This is a genomic window from Leptospira neocaledonica (assembly GCF_002812205.1).
Taxonomy (GTDB): domain Bacteria; phylum Spirochaetota; class Leptospiria; order Leptospirales; family Leptospiraceae; genus Leptospira_B; species Leptospira_B neocaledonica.
Window position 1 is genome coordinate 39,038 of sequence record NZ_NPEA01000012.1, and the last position, 15,660, is coordinate 54,697.

General features: G+C 41.0%; 17 protein-coding genes. 6 read left to right on the plus strand and 11 right to left on the minus strand.

Annotated elements, in window-relative coordinates; translation table 11 throughout:
* Positions 1-11: 11 nt before the first annotated feature.
* The gene (locus tag CH365_RS18405; RefSeq protein WP_244283309.1) at positions 12-881 is read left to right on the plus strand and encodes a hypothetical protein; all 870 of its coding nucleotides are present in this window, start codon (positions 12-14) and stop codon (positions 879-881) included.
* The gene (locus tag CH365_RS18410; RefSeq protein ID WP_100770007.1) at positions 872-1,912 is read left to right on the plus strand and encodes an LIC11086 family outer membrane transporter; all 1,041 of its coding nucleotides are present in this window, start codon (positions 872-874) and stop codon (positions 1,910-1,912) included. Before CH365_RS18405 ends, CH365_RS18410 begins: the two co-directional genes overlap by 10 nt.
* A 124-nt stretch (positions 1,913-2,036) precedes the next feature.
* On the opposite strand, the gene CH365_RS18415 is transcribed toward CH365_RS18410, so the two are convergent.
* Positions 2,037-2,321 carry an LIC_11321 family protein gene (locus CH365_RS18415; RefSeq protein WP_100770008.1) on the minus strand — a complete coding sequence of 95 codons (285 nt, stop codon included), beginning with the start codon at positions 2,319-2,321 and terminating at the stop codon, positions 2,037-2,039.
* 142 nt (positions 2,322-2,463) lie between these two features.
* Here CH365_RS18415 and CH365_RS18420 point away from each other — a divergent pair, with 142 nt between their 5' ends.
* Positions 2,464-3,462, plus strand: coding sequence for an LA_0442/LA_0875 N-terminal domain-containing protein (locus CH365_RS18420; protein ID WP_100770009.1), 999 nt, complete (start codon positions 2,464-2,466; stop codon positions 3,460-3,462).
* Here CH365_RS18420 and CH365_RS18425 read toward each other — a convergent pair.
* From CH365_RS18425 to CH365_RS18435, 3 genes are all read right to left on the minus strand, one after another.
* Positions 3,459-4,439, minus strand: a complete 981-nt coding sequence (locus CH365_RS18425) for a cysteine synthase A (RefSeq protein WP_100770010.1) — start codon at positions 4,437-4,439, stop codon at positions 3,459-3,461. The two genes, CH365_RS18420 and CH365_RS18425, sit on opposite strands and share 4 nt — an antisense overlap.
* A gap of 230 nt (positions 4,440-4,669) precedes the next feature.
* On the minus strand, positions 4,670-5,725 hold the full coding sequence (locus CH365_RS18430; protein ID WP_100770064.1) for a class I fructose-bisphosphate aldolase: 1,056 nt from the start codon (positions 5,723-5,725) through the stop codon (positions 4,670-4,672).
* A 117-nt stretch (positions 5,726-5,842) separates the two neighbouring features.
* On the minus strand, positions 5,843-7,336 hold the full coding sequence (locus CH365_RS18435) for an ATP-binding response regulator (RefSeq protein WP_100770011.1): 1,494 nt from the start codon (positions 7,334-7,336) through the stop codon (positions 5,843-5,845).
* A 349-nt stretch (positions 7,337-7,685) separates the two neighbouring features.
* On the opposite strand from CH365_RS18435, the gene CH365_RS18440 reads away from it, so the two are divergent.
* The 3 genes from CH365_RS18440 to CH365_RS18445 all read left to right on the plus strand — a co-directional run bounded on the left by CH365_RS18440 (position 7,686) and on the right by CH365_RS18445 (position 9,067).
* Complete coding sequence (locus tag CH365_RS18440; RefSeq protein ID WP_086449248.1) at positions 7,686-8,126, plus strand: CBS domain-containing protein; 441 nt, start codon at positions 7,686-7,688, stop codon at positions 8,124-8,126.
* A gap of 249 nt (positions 8,127-8,375) precedes the next feature.
* Positions 8,376-8,552, plus strand: a complete 177-nt coding sequence (locus CH365_RS20030; RefSeq protein ID WP_165782633.1) for a hypothetical protein — start codon at positions 8,376-8,378, stop codon at positions 8,550-8,552.
* On the plus strand, positions 8,549-9,067 hold the full coding sequence (locus CH365_RS18445; RefSeq protein ID WP_100770012.1) for an LIC_12238 family plasminogen-binding lipoprotein: 519 nt from the start codon (positions 8,549-8,551) through the stop codon (positions 9,065-9,067). Before CH365_RS20030 ends, CH365_RS18445 begins: the two co-directional genes overlap by 4 nt.
* An 80-nt stretch (positions 9,068-9,147) precedes the next feature.
* On the opposite strand, the gene CH365_RS18450 is transcribed toward CH365_RS18445, so the two are convergent.
* The 7 genes from CH365_RS18450 to miaA form a co-directional block, all read right to left on the minus strand.
* Entirely contained in the window at positions 9,148-11,088 is a 1,941-nt protein-coding gene (locus CH365_RS18450) for a tetratricopeptide repeat protein (RefSeq protein ID WP_100770013.1), read from the minus strand.
* The gene (locus CH365_RS18455; protein WP_008591961.1) at positions 11,085-11,549 is read right to left on the minus strand and encodes a chemotaxis protein CheW; all 465 of its coding nucleotides are present in this window, start codon (positions 11,547-11,549) and stop codon (positions 11,085-11,087) included. Before CH365_RS18455 ends, CH365_RS18450 begins: the two co-directional genes overlap by 4 nt.
* 9 nt (positions 11,550-11,558) lie before the next feature.
* Positions 11,559-12,290, minus strand: coding sequence for a hypothetical protein (locus CH365_RS18460; protein WP_100770014.1), 732 nt, complete (start codon positions 12,288-12,290; stop codon positions 11,559-11,561).
* A gap of 281 nt (positions 12,291-12,571) precedes the next feature.
* On the minus strand, positions 12,572-13,633 hold the full coding sequence (locus tag CH365_RS18465) for a mannose-1-phosphate guanylyltransferase (RefSeq protein ID WP_100770015.1): 1,062 nt from the start codon (positions 13,631-13,633) through the stop codon (positions 12,572-12,574).
* Positions 13,634-14,509, minus strand: a complete 876-nt coding sequence (locus tag CH365_RS18470; protein ID WP_100770016.1) for a hypothetical protein — start codon at positions 14,507-14,509, stop codon at positions 13,634-13,636.
* The gene (gene hfq, locus CH365_RS18475; protein WP_008592014.1) at positions 14,509-14,760 is read right to left on the minus strand and encodes an RNA chaperone Hfq; all 252 of its coding nucleotides are present in this window, start codon (positions 14,758-14,760) and stop codon (positions 14,509-14,511) included. The genes CH365_RS18470 and hfq overlap by 1 nt, the downstream gene beginning before the upstream one ends.
* A 14-nt stretch (positions 14,761-14,774) precedes the next feature.
* Complete coding sequence (miaA, locus tag CH365_RS18480) at positions 14,775-15,650, minus strand: tRNA (adenosine(37)-N6)-dimethylallyltransferase MiaA (protein ID WP_165782635.1); 876 nt, start codon at positions 15,648-15,650, stop codon at positions 14,775-14,777.
* Between the last annotated feature and the right edge of the window lie 10 nt (positions 15,651-15,660).

Here is a 15,660-nt window from a genome sequence, read left to right on the forward strand (position 1 = left end):
TTTATAAATATATGATAAAGAATAAAATAAAATTCGAATCTATCTTACTTTTCCTATTATCCTTTCAGGCCTGCACCTACGGTACTTTAGGAAATTCCACAGAAGAAAGGTCCACTGAATTCCAAGCATTGTTCCGTATTATGGATGAAAGAAGAGCAGTCATTTCCCCCTGGTTGTATTATTCCGATGACCAAGGAGATTCCGATATCGGATCCTTTACATTGAGTGGGAGTTCTTCCTACCAGATCCAACTCACCCAAAATGAAGTGGTCCTGGAAAGTATTTCTATGTTGTTCAAGGCTCCTGAAAATTCTATTTCGGTTTCCTCTTCTTCTGCGGATAACAAGTATCATGTGTTTCATTCCGGCGATTCGGAAACTCCTACAACAGGAACAGGCTCCTATTCTAAAAAATACGGAATCAAAGGAAGTTTTTCCGCGGGAGATATTTCGACCTCCGATTTTACTTCCTTAACAGGACCGGTAAAAAGACAAAGTTTATCGCCTTTTCCTCCTGTACCTTACGGGACCTTGGAACATATTTACGGGGAATTTTCGGATCTTCTTCTTACATTCCAAATCTTCAATGGATCAACTACCAAGACGGTTCATGTGGAATTAAGAGAGGCTGAATTCCAAGTAGAAGCTTCCTGTGAATTGGAAATTCCATACAAAAAGAATGTTCCATTTTCAATAGGGTTTAGAACAGACGGCTTACTCTCTCAAAGAGCGGGATCTTCTTTTTCTATCCTGGACGGGATCTTCACAATCTCCGGTTCCGAGATTACAATTAACGATTTTCAAAATACAAACTTATACTCCGAAATCCTGGAGAACTTGGAAACCGACGGACAAGTCCTGGTATTATATTCATGTTTCTAATATTACAAAAACGTTTACTTCTCACTCTTATCAGATTTTTTGCCTTTTTCTTTTTCATTTTTTTAGGGGGAGAAATTTTTGCTCACCACGCCGGTGAAGGACAAAATATGATTTCCTCTACCCGATTTGCGGATCCTTTTACAGGAAAAAGGGAAAAACCTTCCGATTATTTTTTAATCACTCAGGATTTCCAAAAAGGTACGATCGATAATTCTAATCTGCATACAACTACCATCTTCGGTGAATTCAATTTTGCGGGAGGTAAATTCGCCGCAAACTTTAGCGCTCCTTGGATCTATTATGAACAAAAAGATAGAAGCGATGCTTCCCGTTATGGAAAGGCATTCGTAGGCGCCAAATGGAATCCTTTGATCGATACAGGTTGGCCGGTCTTCATTATTTTAGAAGGTAGACTCGGTTTTCCTTCCGGCGGAGATACGGATAAATTTGCAGGCGGGGATTATTATTCCGGAATCGCGAATCTTACCTTAGGAGCCACTTGGAAACAGTTTTTATTCGTGTTGAGGGGTTCCGGAATTTTCCCTCTTTCCAAAGACCATGCTAATTTAGATACTCAGTCGGGACTTCCGTATTGGGCCCAAACAGCTTCCACCACAACCACTCAAAACACTGAGGAACATCCTGAGATCCAAAAGATCACACAATGGTTTGCGTATGTTACTTATTTTTGGACCAAGGACTTCAGCGTTTTTGGAGGACTTTTATACAGAACTCCTTATGTGAATGTGATCGGCGGAGGAAGCCTTTTAGAAGAAGATTCCGAAACCCAGAAAAAATTCCCTAAGGCATTCAAGGAAGCTAGTTTAGGTTTTAATTATACTCTTTCCAAAGGTACTTATCTTACGATTGCCGGTCGTCTCCCTTTGATACGAGATCCGGAGATCCGTCTTTATGATTATGCAATCACAACTTCTATTTCTTTCGAAATTCCGGAATGGAGAGACTCTTCCAAAAAATCGGAAAAGGAAGCCGATGAGTTCGAGTCGGAAGAGGATTTAGAAAAGAAGTAACCGCGAGGGATCGAACCGGGGTCACAAAAATCGCGTTCGCGATTTTTTGACCAGAGGAGAGAGCCCGACCCGAGCCTTATAGTTAGAGTATCGTAATATTTTAATTTGCGAGGGGCGCGGCCAATTAATCCCAAAGGGATTGAAAACAAAGTGCAGAATTTTTTTCGAAACTTTGGAAGCCTGGCTTGGCCACACATTCTTCCTCAGTGGTGGGAAAATAATCGAAACCTCCCCCCTCGTATTTGATCCGACAACATCCTTGGGTCTTAGAAGGTTTTTCCTTTTTAGGTGAAGTCTCTTGGTTCTTCGTGTCCTTGGGAGGCTCCGGAGAAACTCCCGAAATAGAAGTCGCGATCCAACAAAGACAACTCAAGACCAAAACCAAGGTCCGAGTTCGGAAATTTATCATAGCTATTTTATCTCCAAAATTACTTTCTAAGGCAAGGAAAAATCCCCGAATTCAAAAATCGAAGTCAAGTTTTTACGTTGACTCGGCGGCCTTGCGAAGGTGACAAAGGGAGAAAAGTTTAAAAGACCGAACAGGAATTCGAATGAAAAATCTCAGCTCAATCCTACTAGGACTCAAGTCCTTATCAATATCCGTTATCTTCCTTATGATCGCCTTCAGTCAAACTTCGGCGGAAACGATCCTTTTAAAAAACGGCGAAAAAACCTATGGAACCGTAATCGACCAGTCAACAGACACGGTTACAATCCTGAAAGAAACTAAAAGACAAACCCTGGCTAAATCCCAGATTTTAAAGATTATATTCAAAGATATCAAGGATGAGGCTGAACTCGCAAAATTATTCGACGCTGAAAAAAAGAAACTGAACAAAGACGGCAAAAAACCGGAAAAAGAAGAACAGTTGGACACTATTCTTCTAGAACAAATGATCAAGGAGAACAGTTATAAGGCGGTTCAAAAACGTCTGGCATTGATCGAGAAATACATAGACGAACAAGATTCCAGTTGGGAAGAATATATTTCCGCCAACAGAAATCCTTGGGAGCCTGTTTGGAAATCCGCTATCCTTCCTGGTTGGGGACTTTCCACAATGAAACATGAAAACTACGCGAGAGCCTATCAAATAGCAATCGGTCTTTCTCTCATTGTAGCGATCGGTGGAAGCCAAGCCGCAACAGAACAACATAATAAAGCGGAAAATCGACTGAGTAAAATTTTATTCGAAGATCCAGTTACTTATGCACAGATCCAAGGCTCCGGTATCACTGGTGCTTCTCTTGTAGTAACAAAACTGCAGTCGGATAGTATCTCGGAGTATAATTCCTTCAAGAGTAAGGAAAATCAATATGATACCTATAGCAGAACCGGACTTTATTTTGGTGTGGGTTTATATTTAATCCAGTTGGCTCAGAGTTATTTTTTAGGCCAAAAATGGGCTACTCATAATATCATCCAAACTCCTTCCGGAGAAGCAGTGAAAGAAGGGTTTAATTTTAAAAGTAATTATATGCCTATTGCTGCAGGTGGCGCGAGTAATCTTTGGGAATACCGCACCGACCTGAGATATGTAAGCACTTTCTAAACTTCCGGAATAGAATATCCTTTCGATTTCAACCAGTCCTGGTCATATAACCTGGACTGGTACCTTGCTCCGCTATCCGCAAGAACAGTGACTATAGTATGTCCGGGTCCTATTTCTTTCGCAAGCTTTACTGCGGCCCCCACATTGATCCCGCTCGAGCCACCTACAAATAATCCATCCTTACGAAGAAGTGTATAGATAAACTCTAAACATTCTGCATCGGTTACTCGAATCGCATCGTCAAAAGGAGCATCCTTCATATTCTCGGTAATTCGTCCGTTCCCGATCCCTTCGGTGAACGAATTTCCTTCGGAAGAAAGTTCTCCCTTCTTTACGAAATTATAAATTGCAGATCCATAAGGTTCTGCCGCGATCGTTTTGATCTTTGGATTTTGTTCTTTTAAAAACATTGCAGTCCCGCTGAATGTTCCTCCGGTTCCGAGGGAAGCAAGCCATGCGTCTACTTTTCCGCCGGTCTGTCTCCAGATCTCAGGGCCTGTGGTATGATAATGTGCTAAACGGTTTGCCACATTGTCGAATTGATTTGCCCAGATAGAATTCGGAGTTTCTTCTGCAATTTTTGCGGAAACTTTTACATAGTTTCCCGGATCCTTATATGGAACTGCAGGAACGGTTCTCACTTCTGCACCAAGTGTCCTAAGCAGATCTATTTTTTCTTTGGATTGTGTATCGGGAATTACAATTAGACATTTGTATCCCTTTGCATTGCAGATATGTACTAGTCCTATCCCCGTATTTCCGGCTGTACCTTCGACCACTGTGCCGCCCGGCTTTAAAAGTCCCTTCTTCTCTGCTTCTTCAATAATGAATAATGCGGCCCTATCTTTTACGGAACCGCCTGGATTTAAGAACTCCGCTTTGCCTAAAATTTCACAACCAGTTTGGTCAGAATAATAATTCAAACGAATGAGAGGAGTGTTTCCTATCGCATCCGCAAAACCTTTTTTGATCTCCATAAGAGCCTCTATATTAAAATATTTTTATAGTCCGCAATGCGGGATTCAAGAACCAACTGGCTCTTATTTAAACAAATAAAAAAAGGAAAGCAAATCCACTTTCGTGAACTCACTTTCCCCCTCGAATTTTTCCGATTTTATTTTTTGTACCGGAAAAATGATCTATGTTTTCAAACAGACCTTATAGTCCGCTTCGCGAGCTTCAGGAGCAACGCAACTATAGTCTTATCTTAAGCGATTGTTACGTCTTTAGACAGATATACGTCTTGGATCGCATTTAATAAGGCTACCCCGTCTTTCATAGGCTTTTGGAACGCCTTTCTTCCGGAAATAAGTCCCATTCCACCAGCTCTTTTGTTGATAACTGCAGCTTTTACCGCATCACCTAAATCGTTGGAACCGGAAGGTCCGCCGGAGTTGATCAGACCGATCTTGCCCATATAACAATTTGCAACTTGGTATCTTGCCATATCGATCGGATGCTCGGAAGAAAGATCAGTATACATCTTATCATCTTTTTTACCGAATTTCAGATCTCTGAATCCGCCCAAATTGGTTTCAGGTAATTTTTGTTTTACGATATCCGCCTGGATGGTAGCAGCCAAATGGTTTGCTTGTCCGGTAAGGTCAGTAGCGATATGATAATCAGCCTTATCATTTTTGAAATTATCGTTTCTGAGATAAGCCCAAAGAATAGTTACGAGTCCAAGTTCGTGAGCTCTGTGGAAAGCTTCGGAGATCTCTTGGATCTGTCTGGAACTTTCGTCGGAACCGAAATAGATAGTAGCTCCTACAGCAGCAGCTCCCATATCGAATGCCTGCTCTACGTTTGCAAAGAGGATTTGGTCGAATTTGTTCGGGTAGCTTAGAAGTTCGTTATGATTGATCTTAACTACAAAAGGAATTTTGTGAGCATACTGACGAGACACTAGTCCCAAAACTCCAAGAGTGGAAGCAACTGCGTTACATCCTCCTTCAATTGCGAGTTTAACGATGTTCTCCGGATCAAAATAAGCAGGGTTTTTAGCGAAGGAAGCACCCGCGCTATGCTCGATCCCTTGGTCTACAGGAAGAATGGAAAGATATCCTGTTCCAGCAAGACGTCCAGTATTGTAAATGGATTGGAAATTTTTAAGAACAGAGTTGTTTCTGTCGGTCTTTGCAAAAATTTCGTCAATGTAATTCGGACCAGGGATGGTCAGGGTTTCCTTGGCGATGGTTTTAGAGACATGATTTAAAAGAGAATCCGCTTCCGCACCCAATGCGCTCTTGATTTTATCTAACATTCCAGTTATACCTATTGGTTTTATCGATCTGGTGACTAGTTTTGGGGCGAAGCCCAAAATTTCCATCGATTTTCGGCGAGAAATCCCGAGCCCTGAGCCAAGCTTAAAGCTGGGTCTTTATTTTGTCTGAACTGGAAGACGGATATGGAAATCCGTGCCCGAACTGGATTTTTGGACATCCAGTTTTCCATGATTAGATTGTACGATCCCGTAACAAACGGAAAGTCCCATTCCAATCCTTGAGTCATCCGATTGTATCCTTTCAAAAGGTTGGAAGGCGTTCTCAGGGTCTAGTTCTCCATTCAAGGTTCCGGAAAGTCGAAGGACTAGATACTTTCCTGAATCGGCTTTAGTATCTTCTAACCCGGCGCTAAGATGAATCGTGCTTCCTTTTAGATCGGAACCGACTCCATCTGCATAAAAATATAAAAGGTAATATAATACTTCTTTAATTTGATTTTGCTTTAAAAATACATCCGGAAGATCTTGAGGAATATTCTTGGAAATTTCTAGATTTTTTGACTTCAATAATTCGGAGATAATCCCTTCTACCCCGGCTAAAATATCGTCCAGTTTACACCAAGCAGGTTCTTCGTTATCCGAACGAGAGAATAAGATCAAATTTCGAATAATACCAGAAATCCTTTCTCCTTGTTCTATGATCACCCTCGCGTAATTTCGAATATCAGCGGGCAGATCCTTTTTGTTTCGGATGATATTTCCGTAATTGATCACCCCCATAAGAGGATTATTGATCTCGTGAGCGATTCCTGCCGCTAATTTTTGAATGGACTCCAATCTTTTTTCGGATTGGATTACTTTCTCCATTTCCGAGATCCTTTTTTCGGATACGGATAGAAGGTCCAATTCGGAGAAGGTTACGATACTTCCTACGATACGATTCGCCTCGTCTCTGATGGGAGAAACTCTAAATCCTACTCTGACTTTTCGATCATCTTTTCTAACAAGGACGGCAGGAATATATCTAAGATTATGACCTAAATTATCAGGATGTTCTCCTGAACCGATCTGAGTCTGTATAAAAGAAAGAACCACGTCGCCCGGTTTTCCGAGTGCCTCCTCCAGAGTCCAACCTGTAAGTTCTTCTGCAGAATGATTTAGAAATATAATATTTCCTTCTCCATCCAGAGAAACTGCTCCTTCCGAAATACTTTGGATTACATTCTTAAATTCTTTACCACTTTCTTTGACTATACCCAAACGTTTTTGCTGGCGAAGTGCAATCTCTATCGAAGACTTTAGCTGGTGATTCTGAAACGGTTTAGTAATATACGCATAGGTAGAAGCAGCATCCATTGCTCTCATAAATGTGGAATCGTCGGTATACGCAGTCATAAAAACAATCGGAACGTCCTTGATTCTTTGTATATGTTGCGCAGTTTGGATCCCGTCCATATCCCCTTCTATAGAGATATCCATTAGGACCAAATCAGGATCCGTTTCCTTAAAAATAGATTGGGCGTCTAGGCCGTTAGCAGCGACCCCCGCAACCTTATAACCTAAATTTTGGAGAGTCTTTTGAAGGTTGAAAGATAGAAGCCACTCGTCTTCGACGATTAGAATATTCGGTTGTTCTGAAGAAGAACTCATGTTCGATAATAACATATTCCTGAATTGGTAAAAACTGCGGCTCTCCCGTTATGCTCCCACGTTAGGAGCGAATTGGGAAATCCTTTTTTAGGAATATAATTGTTTCCGCAAAATTTTCAAAACTTCTCCTCTCATCTATTTTAGCATTTTAAGATCCCGGAATAAACCACCTATTCTCCAAACCTATAGACAGTCTCATTTTACTGTTTTTTTTCCTATTTTAGTCTTCATTTTTCCGCTCATTCGACCAAAAGACCTAAAAGCTTGTCATAGTTCCGACCTCTTTTTTCCAAAAAAAGTCCTTGAATCGAAGCTCCCTCAAAACTACACTTTGGGCCTAGAGGTAGCCATGCTGGTAAAAGATATCTTGGAGAAAAAGGACCGAAAGATCCTCTCGGTGGAACCCAGTACCACCGTTTGGGAAGCGATCCGATTTATGACCAAGTATGATATAGGTTCCGTGATCGTGCTCAAAGAAGGGAAACTCGCCGGTATATTTACAGAAAGGGATTTACTTCATTTTGCCTCCACAGATCGGGAAGCAGTATTCGATAAAACAGTGGCGGATCTAATGTCCACCACATTGACTACTATGCAACCGAACGACCAAGTGGATGAAGTGCTTTCTATTATGCTAAAAAAAAGGATCCGGCACATGCCCATTCTGGATGGGAACAGATTGGTAGGGATCGTCTCGATCGGAGATGCTGTAAAAGCCAAAATCGCGAAAACGGAAGAAGAGAATAAAAACCTAAAAAACTATATATATAGCGAATCCGGATTTATCTGATCCAATTTATTCCTTCTGACCGGGGATCTCTCGGTATCACTGAACCTTCTAGTAACGTATAGAAAAATGCCCCGCCTGGACTATATCCAGGGGGCAAGTGGCTCACATTCGGGCATTCCCGTTAATTCTTAAAAAGTAATACCATTACCCAATCCCGCAACTCCGTTTTTTGGAAATCGGGTTGCCGGAATCACTTTTCCGGCAAGTATAGACTTAAAAGCTCGGTTCAACGCTAAGTATAAATCAGAGATGAAACTCCTTTTAATTATATTATTCGCATATTTAACCTACCGTTTTTTACAGAGGCTCATGTTCCCCCAGAAAAACGAAGGCTCCGGTTTCAGAGTGGTGTTTCCGGACAGAGAATATTCTCCCAGAGAGAAAGACATTTCCGATAAGGGACGAGTTGTAGAGAAAGGAGAATGATCCAAGGAATGAATATCCGATTTTCCTATTTTATAATCCTATTATACTCCTTCTTCTTTTTTTCCTGCTTAGGAATGAGCGGAGAATTTGGCTGGGCATTGATGGATGAGTCTAGACAAACTTTATTGGAGAAAAAATTTACAACCATTCAGGAATTCACTCTTACTAGAGAAAAATTGATATTTCCTACAAACAAAACACTCGTATATTTATACAAATTTTCCAGAGTGCCGAACCCTGAAGCGGAAATCTATGTAAGTTTGAGCAGATTCCAAGTAGGTTTTAACGAAATCGAAGTACGACGTAAAAGACCCGAACTTTCCAGTTCCAGTATCACAGGAAGTTTCCAAGAATTGATCGCAGGAAAATATCTGATCAAGGTCTCCTACGAGGGAGAAGTGATCGATCAAGTGGAATTTAGAGTCATAGAACCGGAAGAAAGAGAAGAAGAAAAAGAATCCGGTGTGGACGATGTGGAAAAATACACTAAGGCTAAAAAATCTTTAAATCAATAAACTGTCACCGCATGTTAGAATTACTACATCGCGATAAAGACAAAATTGAAACCGTTTGTTGGAAATCCTACAAACCGCTTCTAATACGTATCTCCAGAAAGAGGATCCCTTGGATAAGGATCTCTTTGCATTCCATCTTCTAAAATTTTATTGATTCGTTCTATATTTTTCAAAGCCAGATTGATCTCAGTTTGGTTCCCTACTTTCAGGATTTCTTCGTTCATTCTTTTAGATTCTCCGTAGTTCTTTTCGAACTCATACAATACGGATAATCTTTGCATTGCCCTGGGCCCTGGAGAAGCATCCAACTTAGTTCGGATAATATCCATTTTTTCTTTGGATTCTTCCATCTCCAAACTTTTGAGTCTGTATTGGGCCATGTCCTGGTCGTTCGTTCTTTCCAAGAGGCCTTTTTTGATCTGGAGTAATTCCTTTTTACCTTGGGAATATTTCTCTTCTTCTAATCTTAAATTTTCCCGGAGTCTATCATATGCTTGGATAGATTTAACTAATTCTTCTTTTTCTTTAGGGGGTTTTTTCTCATACCTATATAGTTTAGAGATCCCTAAATAAGCCAGAACTTCCATCCGTATTCTTTCCTGGGATTCGGGAAAAGATAGATCGGAGGCAGCTGCCTTTTCCTGTTCTCTGATCTGCAACCAATCTTCGTAATATTTTTTTCCGGACTCTAAATTGCCAAGTTTGCCTTCGAAAAAATTCCCGAGCTCGAATGCATAGATCCCTTTTTTCTTGGGATCCGGTTCCGATAGATAATATTTCTCATAAAATTCCGCGGCCAAAACATATTGTTTAAGTTCCGTATGTAAAGAAGCGATCGCACGATATACGTAAGCAATCTCCGCGGGAGTTTTATTTTCTTTTAATGCAAGAGCCAGAAATTTTAAGAAGAAGTCCAGAGATTTGGCTTTTTTACCCGAGGCCTTTAGCTCTTCTGCCAATGCTAAAACTACTTGAGAATGTTCCGGATCCAAACGAAACGCCAACTCTAATAGCGCAGCATACGCAAAAAAGTCCGTATTTCTTTTATAATCGAATAGAACGAAAATCCCCTGCCCGCTCACGGAGGTTTTGTTGACCACCTTCAGTCTTTCCTTGTTCTCATTCTCCGATTCTTTTATGAATTTCGCTAAGGTAAAAACCGTATCGGCGTCTTCTCTGGACTTTCTTTTGAAAAATGGATAATAATTATTTTCGAAAGAATCTTTATAAGCGCTTGCTGCTCTCTTGAGGGAATCGTCCGCATTCTTCACGCCTTGTTTTGCAAGAGAGATATCATTTGCGGTTACTTTGCGCGCATTGTTAGGAGGATTAGATTCAAAGATCAGGTCCTTCTCCCTTGCGGAAGAAGCTTCTAAAAGATGAACTCTATCCTTTGCTTTTTCCAGATCTACATTCGCTTTTTCTAATTCTTTCTTGACCTTTGCATGTTGTTTAGCTCTTTCCACTTCATTCGTATCATATAATTCTCTCAGTCTTTCTTCTTTGGAGAATGCTTCTTCCGTATGTGAAAAGTCCCTATATCTGAGGGCCGCTAAGGCTTCTTCTAATGCCTTGAAGTTCTGCTTTTTCTTGGAGTATTCTTGGCTGAGTAACCAATGTAATTCGAATAGGATGGGAGAATCACGAAGTTGTTCCCCTCCCGTGATCTTATTCATCATTTTTAAGATCAATAAACGTAGAGTGTTACGATCCGTTTTTTCCGTGAAGATACGACCTAATCTTCTTTCTTCTTCCGTTCTTTTTGGATCCACGAACTGAGCATAGTACGGATCTAAAACTTGGCGGATAGATGTGATCGGATCGGAAACAGTTTCGGAAGAATTAAGTAAGTTCTCTTTTAATGTGCGAAGATTCGCTGGAGGAATTACTTCATGAGGAAGTTTATAGATACCTGCAGGATCTAATCTTTGATCCTGCTCATCCGCCTCGGTTCGGACGCCTACTCCCAACCCAAAAAGAATGAGGAGTATCGCGCCCAGTTTCAGGCGGGTTTGTTTCATTTCGCCCCGGCACCCAACTCCGCTAATTCTTCTGATCCTAGGATTTTTTCGATATCGATCAGGATGATGAACCTATCGTCCTTTTTACCGACACCCGTGATATAACGGGAGGAAATTCCTTTGATAGAAGGTGGAGGAGGATTGATCGTTTCCGGAGGAAAGAGTGCTACGTTAGCTACCTTGTCTACAATGATGCCGACGGATTCTCCGCCTATCTTTACTACGATTGCACGATCGTAACCTTGCTCATGAGAATGAGGAATATTAAGTTTCACACCCAGATCCACCATCTTCACTACCTTGCCTCGGATATCCATGATACCTGCAAAATAGTTTTTGGATCTCGGAACCTTGACCAGGTTATGGATCTTGATAATCTCATCTACAAGAACGATTGGAAGAGCGTATTCTTCCTCTCCCAAGCTAAATAGAATGTACTGGTGTTCGATTTCGGCGGACATTCCCCCTCCTTAGAAACGGGTGAATCCGTAGTAATAAAAATACGATCCGGAACCTAGAAAGATTACAACTTTCGAGAAAAGCGGATCGCGTTTCCTCAGTATCCAGTCCAATCCGCCAAAAAGCAAACCGAAAACGGCGAGTGAAAATCCGAGTAAATAAAAATCCATGTAAGCATACCAGATCCCGAGTGCTGCTCCAAGACCTAAGGAATAGTCTTGTAGATCTCCCCAGATCCTTCTCTTGATTCTGGTCCATAAGGGCTCTTTTTTCTCTCTTTGGAAAAATCTTTTCCAGGATCTAGGATTTCGATCTATTCCGAAAATATGATCGTACTTGGTAGAAATTTCCCAAGGTTTAGGAGTCCTTCTTTCAGGTCCCCCCAATGGTTCCGGAGAAACTCCGTATGCCCCGCCCATAATTTGTAGAGCGTCCTTGTCAGGGAGAGAAGATAATAAGTCTCTAAAAGGTGCGAATCTGGAATAAAGAGGATAAGATCTACCTGTTGAAAGATCAGTCTCTTTTAGAATGGATCCATCCCGGATAGTGGAAACATAAATACGGCCATTCTCTCCGGCGACTTCCAAAGTGAGTCTGATCTTACGATCATGAAAATGAAAGTCGGCTTGGAGAATATCTCCATCCGGAGTTTTAGCTTGGTAGGATTTTGTATATCCTTTGGCTGGAGGAAACTCAGGTTTCCACCAACGTCTTAAAAGAGAATAGTCCTGAAAGGAGGCCATACAGCAACATGATCGGCCATTTTCTAATTTTGCTTTAGGCTTTGATAGTTGCTAATTCCGAGTCGGGAGAGCTCCCGATGGAGGAGGGAGGCGAAAAAGACCGGGTCTTCGATTCGATTTCCCGGTCTTTTAGATATCAAAAGAATATCTTATTTGCCTTTCTTCTTATGACGATTCTGTCTTCTCTTTTTCTTCCTCTTATGAGTCGCGATCTTTCTTCGCTTTCTTTTTTTACCGGAAGGCATTCGGTTCTCCTGTTAGGTTCCTAACCTGCCAGGAAATTATTCGGTGTACTTTTGTAAACCTTTATTTTTACGGATCTCGGCGACCATATTTTTGATATCACCAATCCCTTCTTTAGAAGCGATAAAGAGAACGTCTTCCTCTTCTACTACTACGATATCCTGAACTCCGAGTAATGCAGTGAATTCTTTTCTAGTCTGAGTGACGTTGTTTCCGGATTTATAAAATAGAATTTCCTTACCGATATGCCGATTGCCTTGGTTATCCCCAGGCAATACTCTTTCCAAAGAAAGCCAAGAGCCAACATCGTCCCAAGAGAAACTTGCTTCTACCATTCTGATACGAGCGCTCTTTTCCATGATGGCTATGTCCACAGGTTCGGAGGGAAGAAGTTTGAATGCTTCTCCCAAATCCCCCATTTTTTTGAATGGAAATCTATCCTTAAGAGGTTTTAATATTTTAGGAGAATAGTTTTCAAACTCTTCCAAGATCAGACTTGTCTTCCAAAGAAAAATCCCCGGGTTCCAATAGAAGTTCGATTTTTTAATATACTTGATCGCCGTTTTTATATCAGGCTTTTCGAAGAATGATTTTACTTCGAAGCCATGTTTAGTCGGTTTTCCGGCGGAGATATAACCGTAACCTACTTCCGGACGATTCGGCTTGATACCGAGTAGGACAAGATGTTCGTCTGCTTCTTTCAAAGCCTTTTGGATACTCTTAGCAAATTCTTTTTCGGAATTCACCCAAGCATCCGCAGAAAGTACAACCTGAATCGGATCTCCAAACTTTTCCTTAAAGTATAAAGAAGCGAGAGCTATGATAGGTGCGGTATTTTTTCCTTCCGGCTCTATGATAAAATTATTTTCAGGAAAACTTCTTTCCTGGGCTAGAATTTCCTTTTTTAAAGTGGCATTCGTTCCAATAAATACTCGATCCGGACTTGTAATCGTATAGGCCCGATTTAAGGTCTCTTTTAAGAGAGTATTTTTAGAATATACTTTCTGGAGTTGTTTAGGAGTGGAAACCCTGGATCTAGGCCAGAATCTTTCTCCTTTTCCTCCCGCCATTATGAGTACTACGGGTTTATCTTGTGTCATTTATTCCACCTCTTTGGGTTTGGGGGCGGACTTTTTCTTACTCAAAGATTTAGGATCTCCAAAAACGGTATCAGAAGGAAGAAGTAGAACATCCACATTCTCTCCGATATTATCGTAAAGCAGGAACTCTTTCATATCCGGATTCTTCTTTAGAAAATCCTTATATTGTTCCCATTTTTTTTTGGAAACTGCAAGTTTTGCTTCTTCTTGTATAGAGTAAGATTCCGCCTTTTTTAAGGCTTCTATTCTTTCTAACTTTTTAGCCAAAATATAGTTAGGATTACGGAATATATTCGCAATGAGTATCGGATCCGGAATATCCAGACTGATAATGCGAACTGATTCTATCTTAAGCCAGGAAACTTCATTAGCGAGAATCCTAACGATATCGTTCCTTAGGAAAGCGGAGATAGAATCCTTGTTTAAATTTATATTTTTCTCGTCCTCTATCCCAGCTCTCAGTTTGGACTGGAAGATATTGGAGAGATATTTTGCTCTGCCTTGGTCAGTCTTTCCTCCGGAGAGAAAATACTTTTTGGATCCTTCTTCTTCCAAATGAAAGGATAGATCAAGTTTCGCTCTGATTTTACCTTCTTCCGACTTTTCGGAGAATAATCCGGAAGAAAGATCGTGATGGATATCCAACTCCAAAGCCAATGAGTTTAAGGATTCTTTACGTACGGACTTATCCCAGAACTGGATCACTGCCGGTTCATAGGCAAAGCCCGGGCCACGAACAAAGGAAACTAACTTGGAATCCTGTTCCCAGACAAGCAGGGCTTCTCCTTCCTTTATAAAAAAAAGCGGATAGGATACCAGTAGGATCCCCGCTACTATAAATAGAATGAAAAGTGCCCGGCCTATCTTTCGGAACATTAGGCGGAAGGAGCTTCTTTAGCGGCTTCTTCTGTATAAAGTTTGATTACTTTGGAAGGAATGATCGTCGAGATCGCGTGTTTGTACACCAAACTCTGCTTATTTTCCTGCTCAAGGACTATCGTAAAATTATCGAAACTTACCACTTTCCCTTTTAAAGGAACTCCGTTTAGAAGATAGATGGTCAATTCCAGTTTTTCTTTTCTAGCCGTATTGAGTAGTTGGTCCTGTATATTATTTTTAGCAGACATAGATTTTTATCCGTTTATATTTTTTTTATCTTTTCGTACGCTTCTTTCGGATGAATCGGTTCCAATATCTTTTGCTTTCGAAACCAAGTAATCTGACGTTTGGCGTAGTTCCTATGGGACTGGCTTAAATTCCCAAAGAATGTCTCAAGATTGGACGTTCCTTTAATATTTTCAAGCGCGAAATTATAACCTAAGGACTGAAGGCCGGGACAATCTTCCCCGTACTTATCTGAGACCCTTTTTGCTTCTTCTGCCATTCCGGATTCGATCATTTTTTTGGCCCTGGAATCGATCCTTTCGTACAATTCTTTTCGATCCAGATCCAAAAAGAAGGCCCCAAGTATATTCAAATTTTTGGAAATTAGGGCGCCCTTCCCCTCCTCCACTTTCAGTTCCGACCAAAGAGTTCCCATCCAATTCACTTCCAAGGCTCTTCCATATCTGTAGTTATCGTTTGGAAAGATTTTTTGCAGAGCCTTTGGGTCCAGTTTTTGGAGTTCCCTAATCCTCTCTTCCATACTCAAGGATTCTACTTTCAGTTTTACTTCTTCAGTGATTTTCGGAACGGGAAACATTCCATATAAAAATGCATTCAGATAAAACCCTGTACCCGCGGTTAAAACTGGGATTTTACCTCTGGAGAATATATTATCCAGGGCTTCTTCTGCCTTAGTTACAAATTTTGCCGCGTCTATGGATTCGGAAGGAGAAAGAAAGGAAACCAGATGGTGGGGGATTTTTTCGCAATCTTGGGGACTAGGAGCTGCAGTCCCTATACTTAACTCTTTATAGATCTGTCTGGAATCAAAAGAGATAATTTCAAAACGAGAAGGATCCAGTTCTCTCACCAGAGCCGTTTTTCCGGCCCCAGTGGGAGCAGTGAGGATCAGAATGGGATGA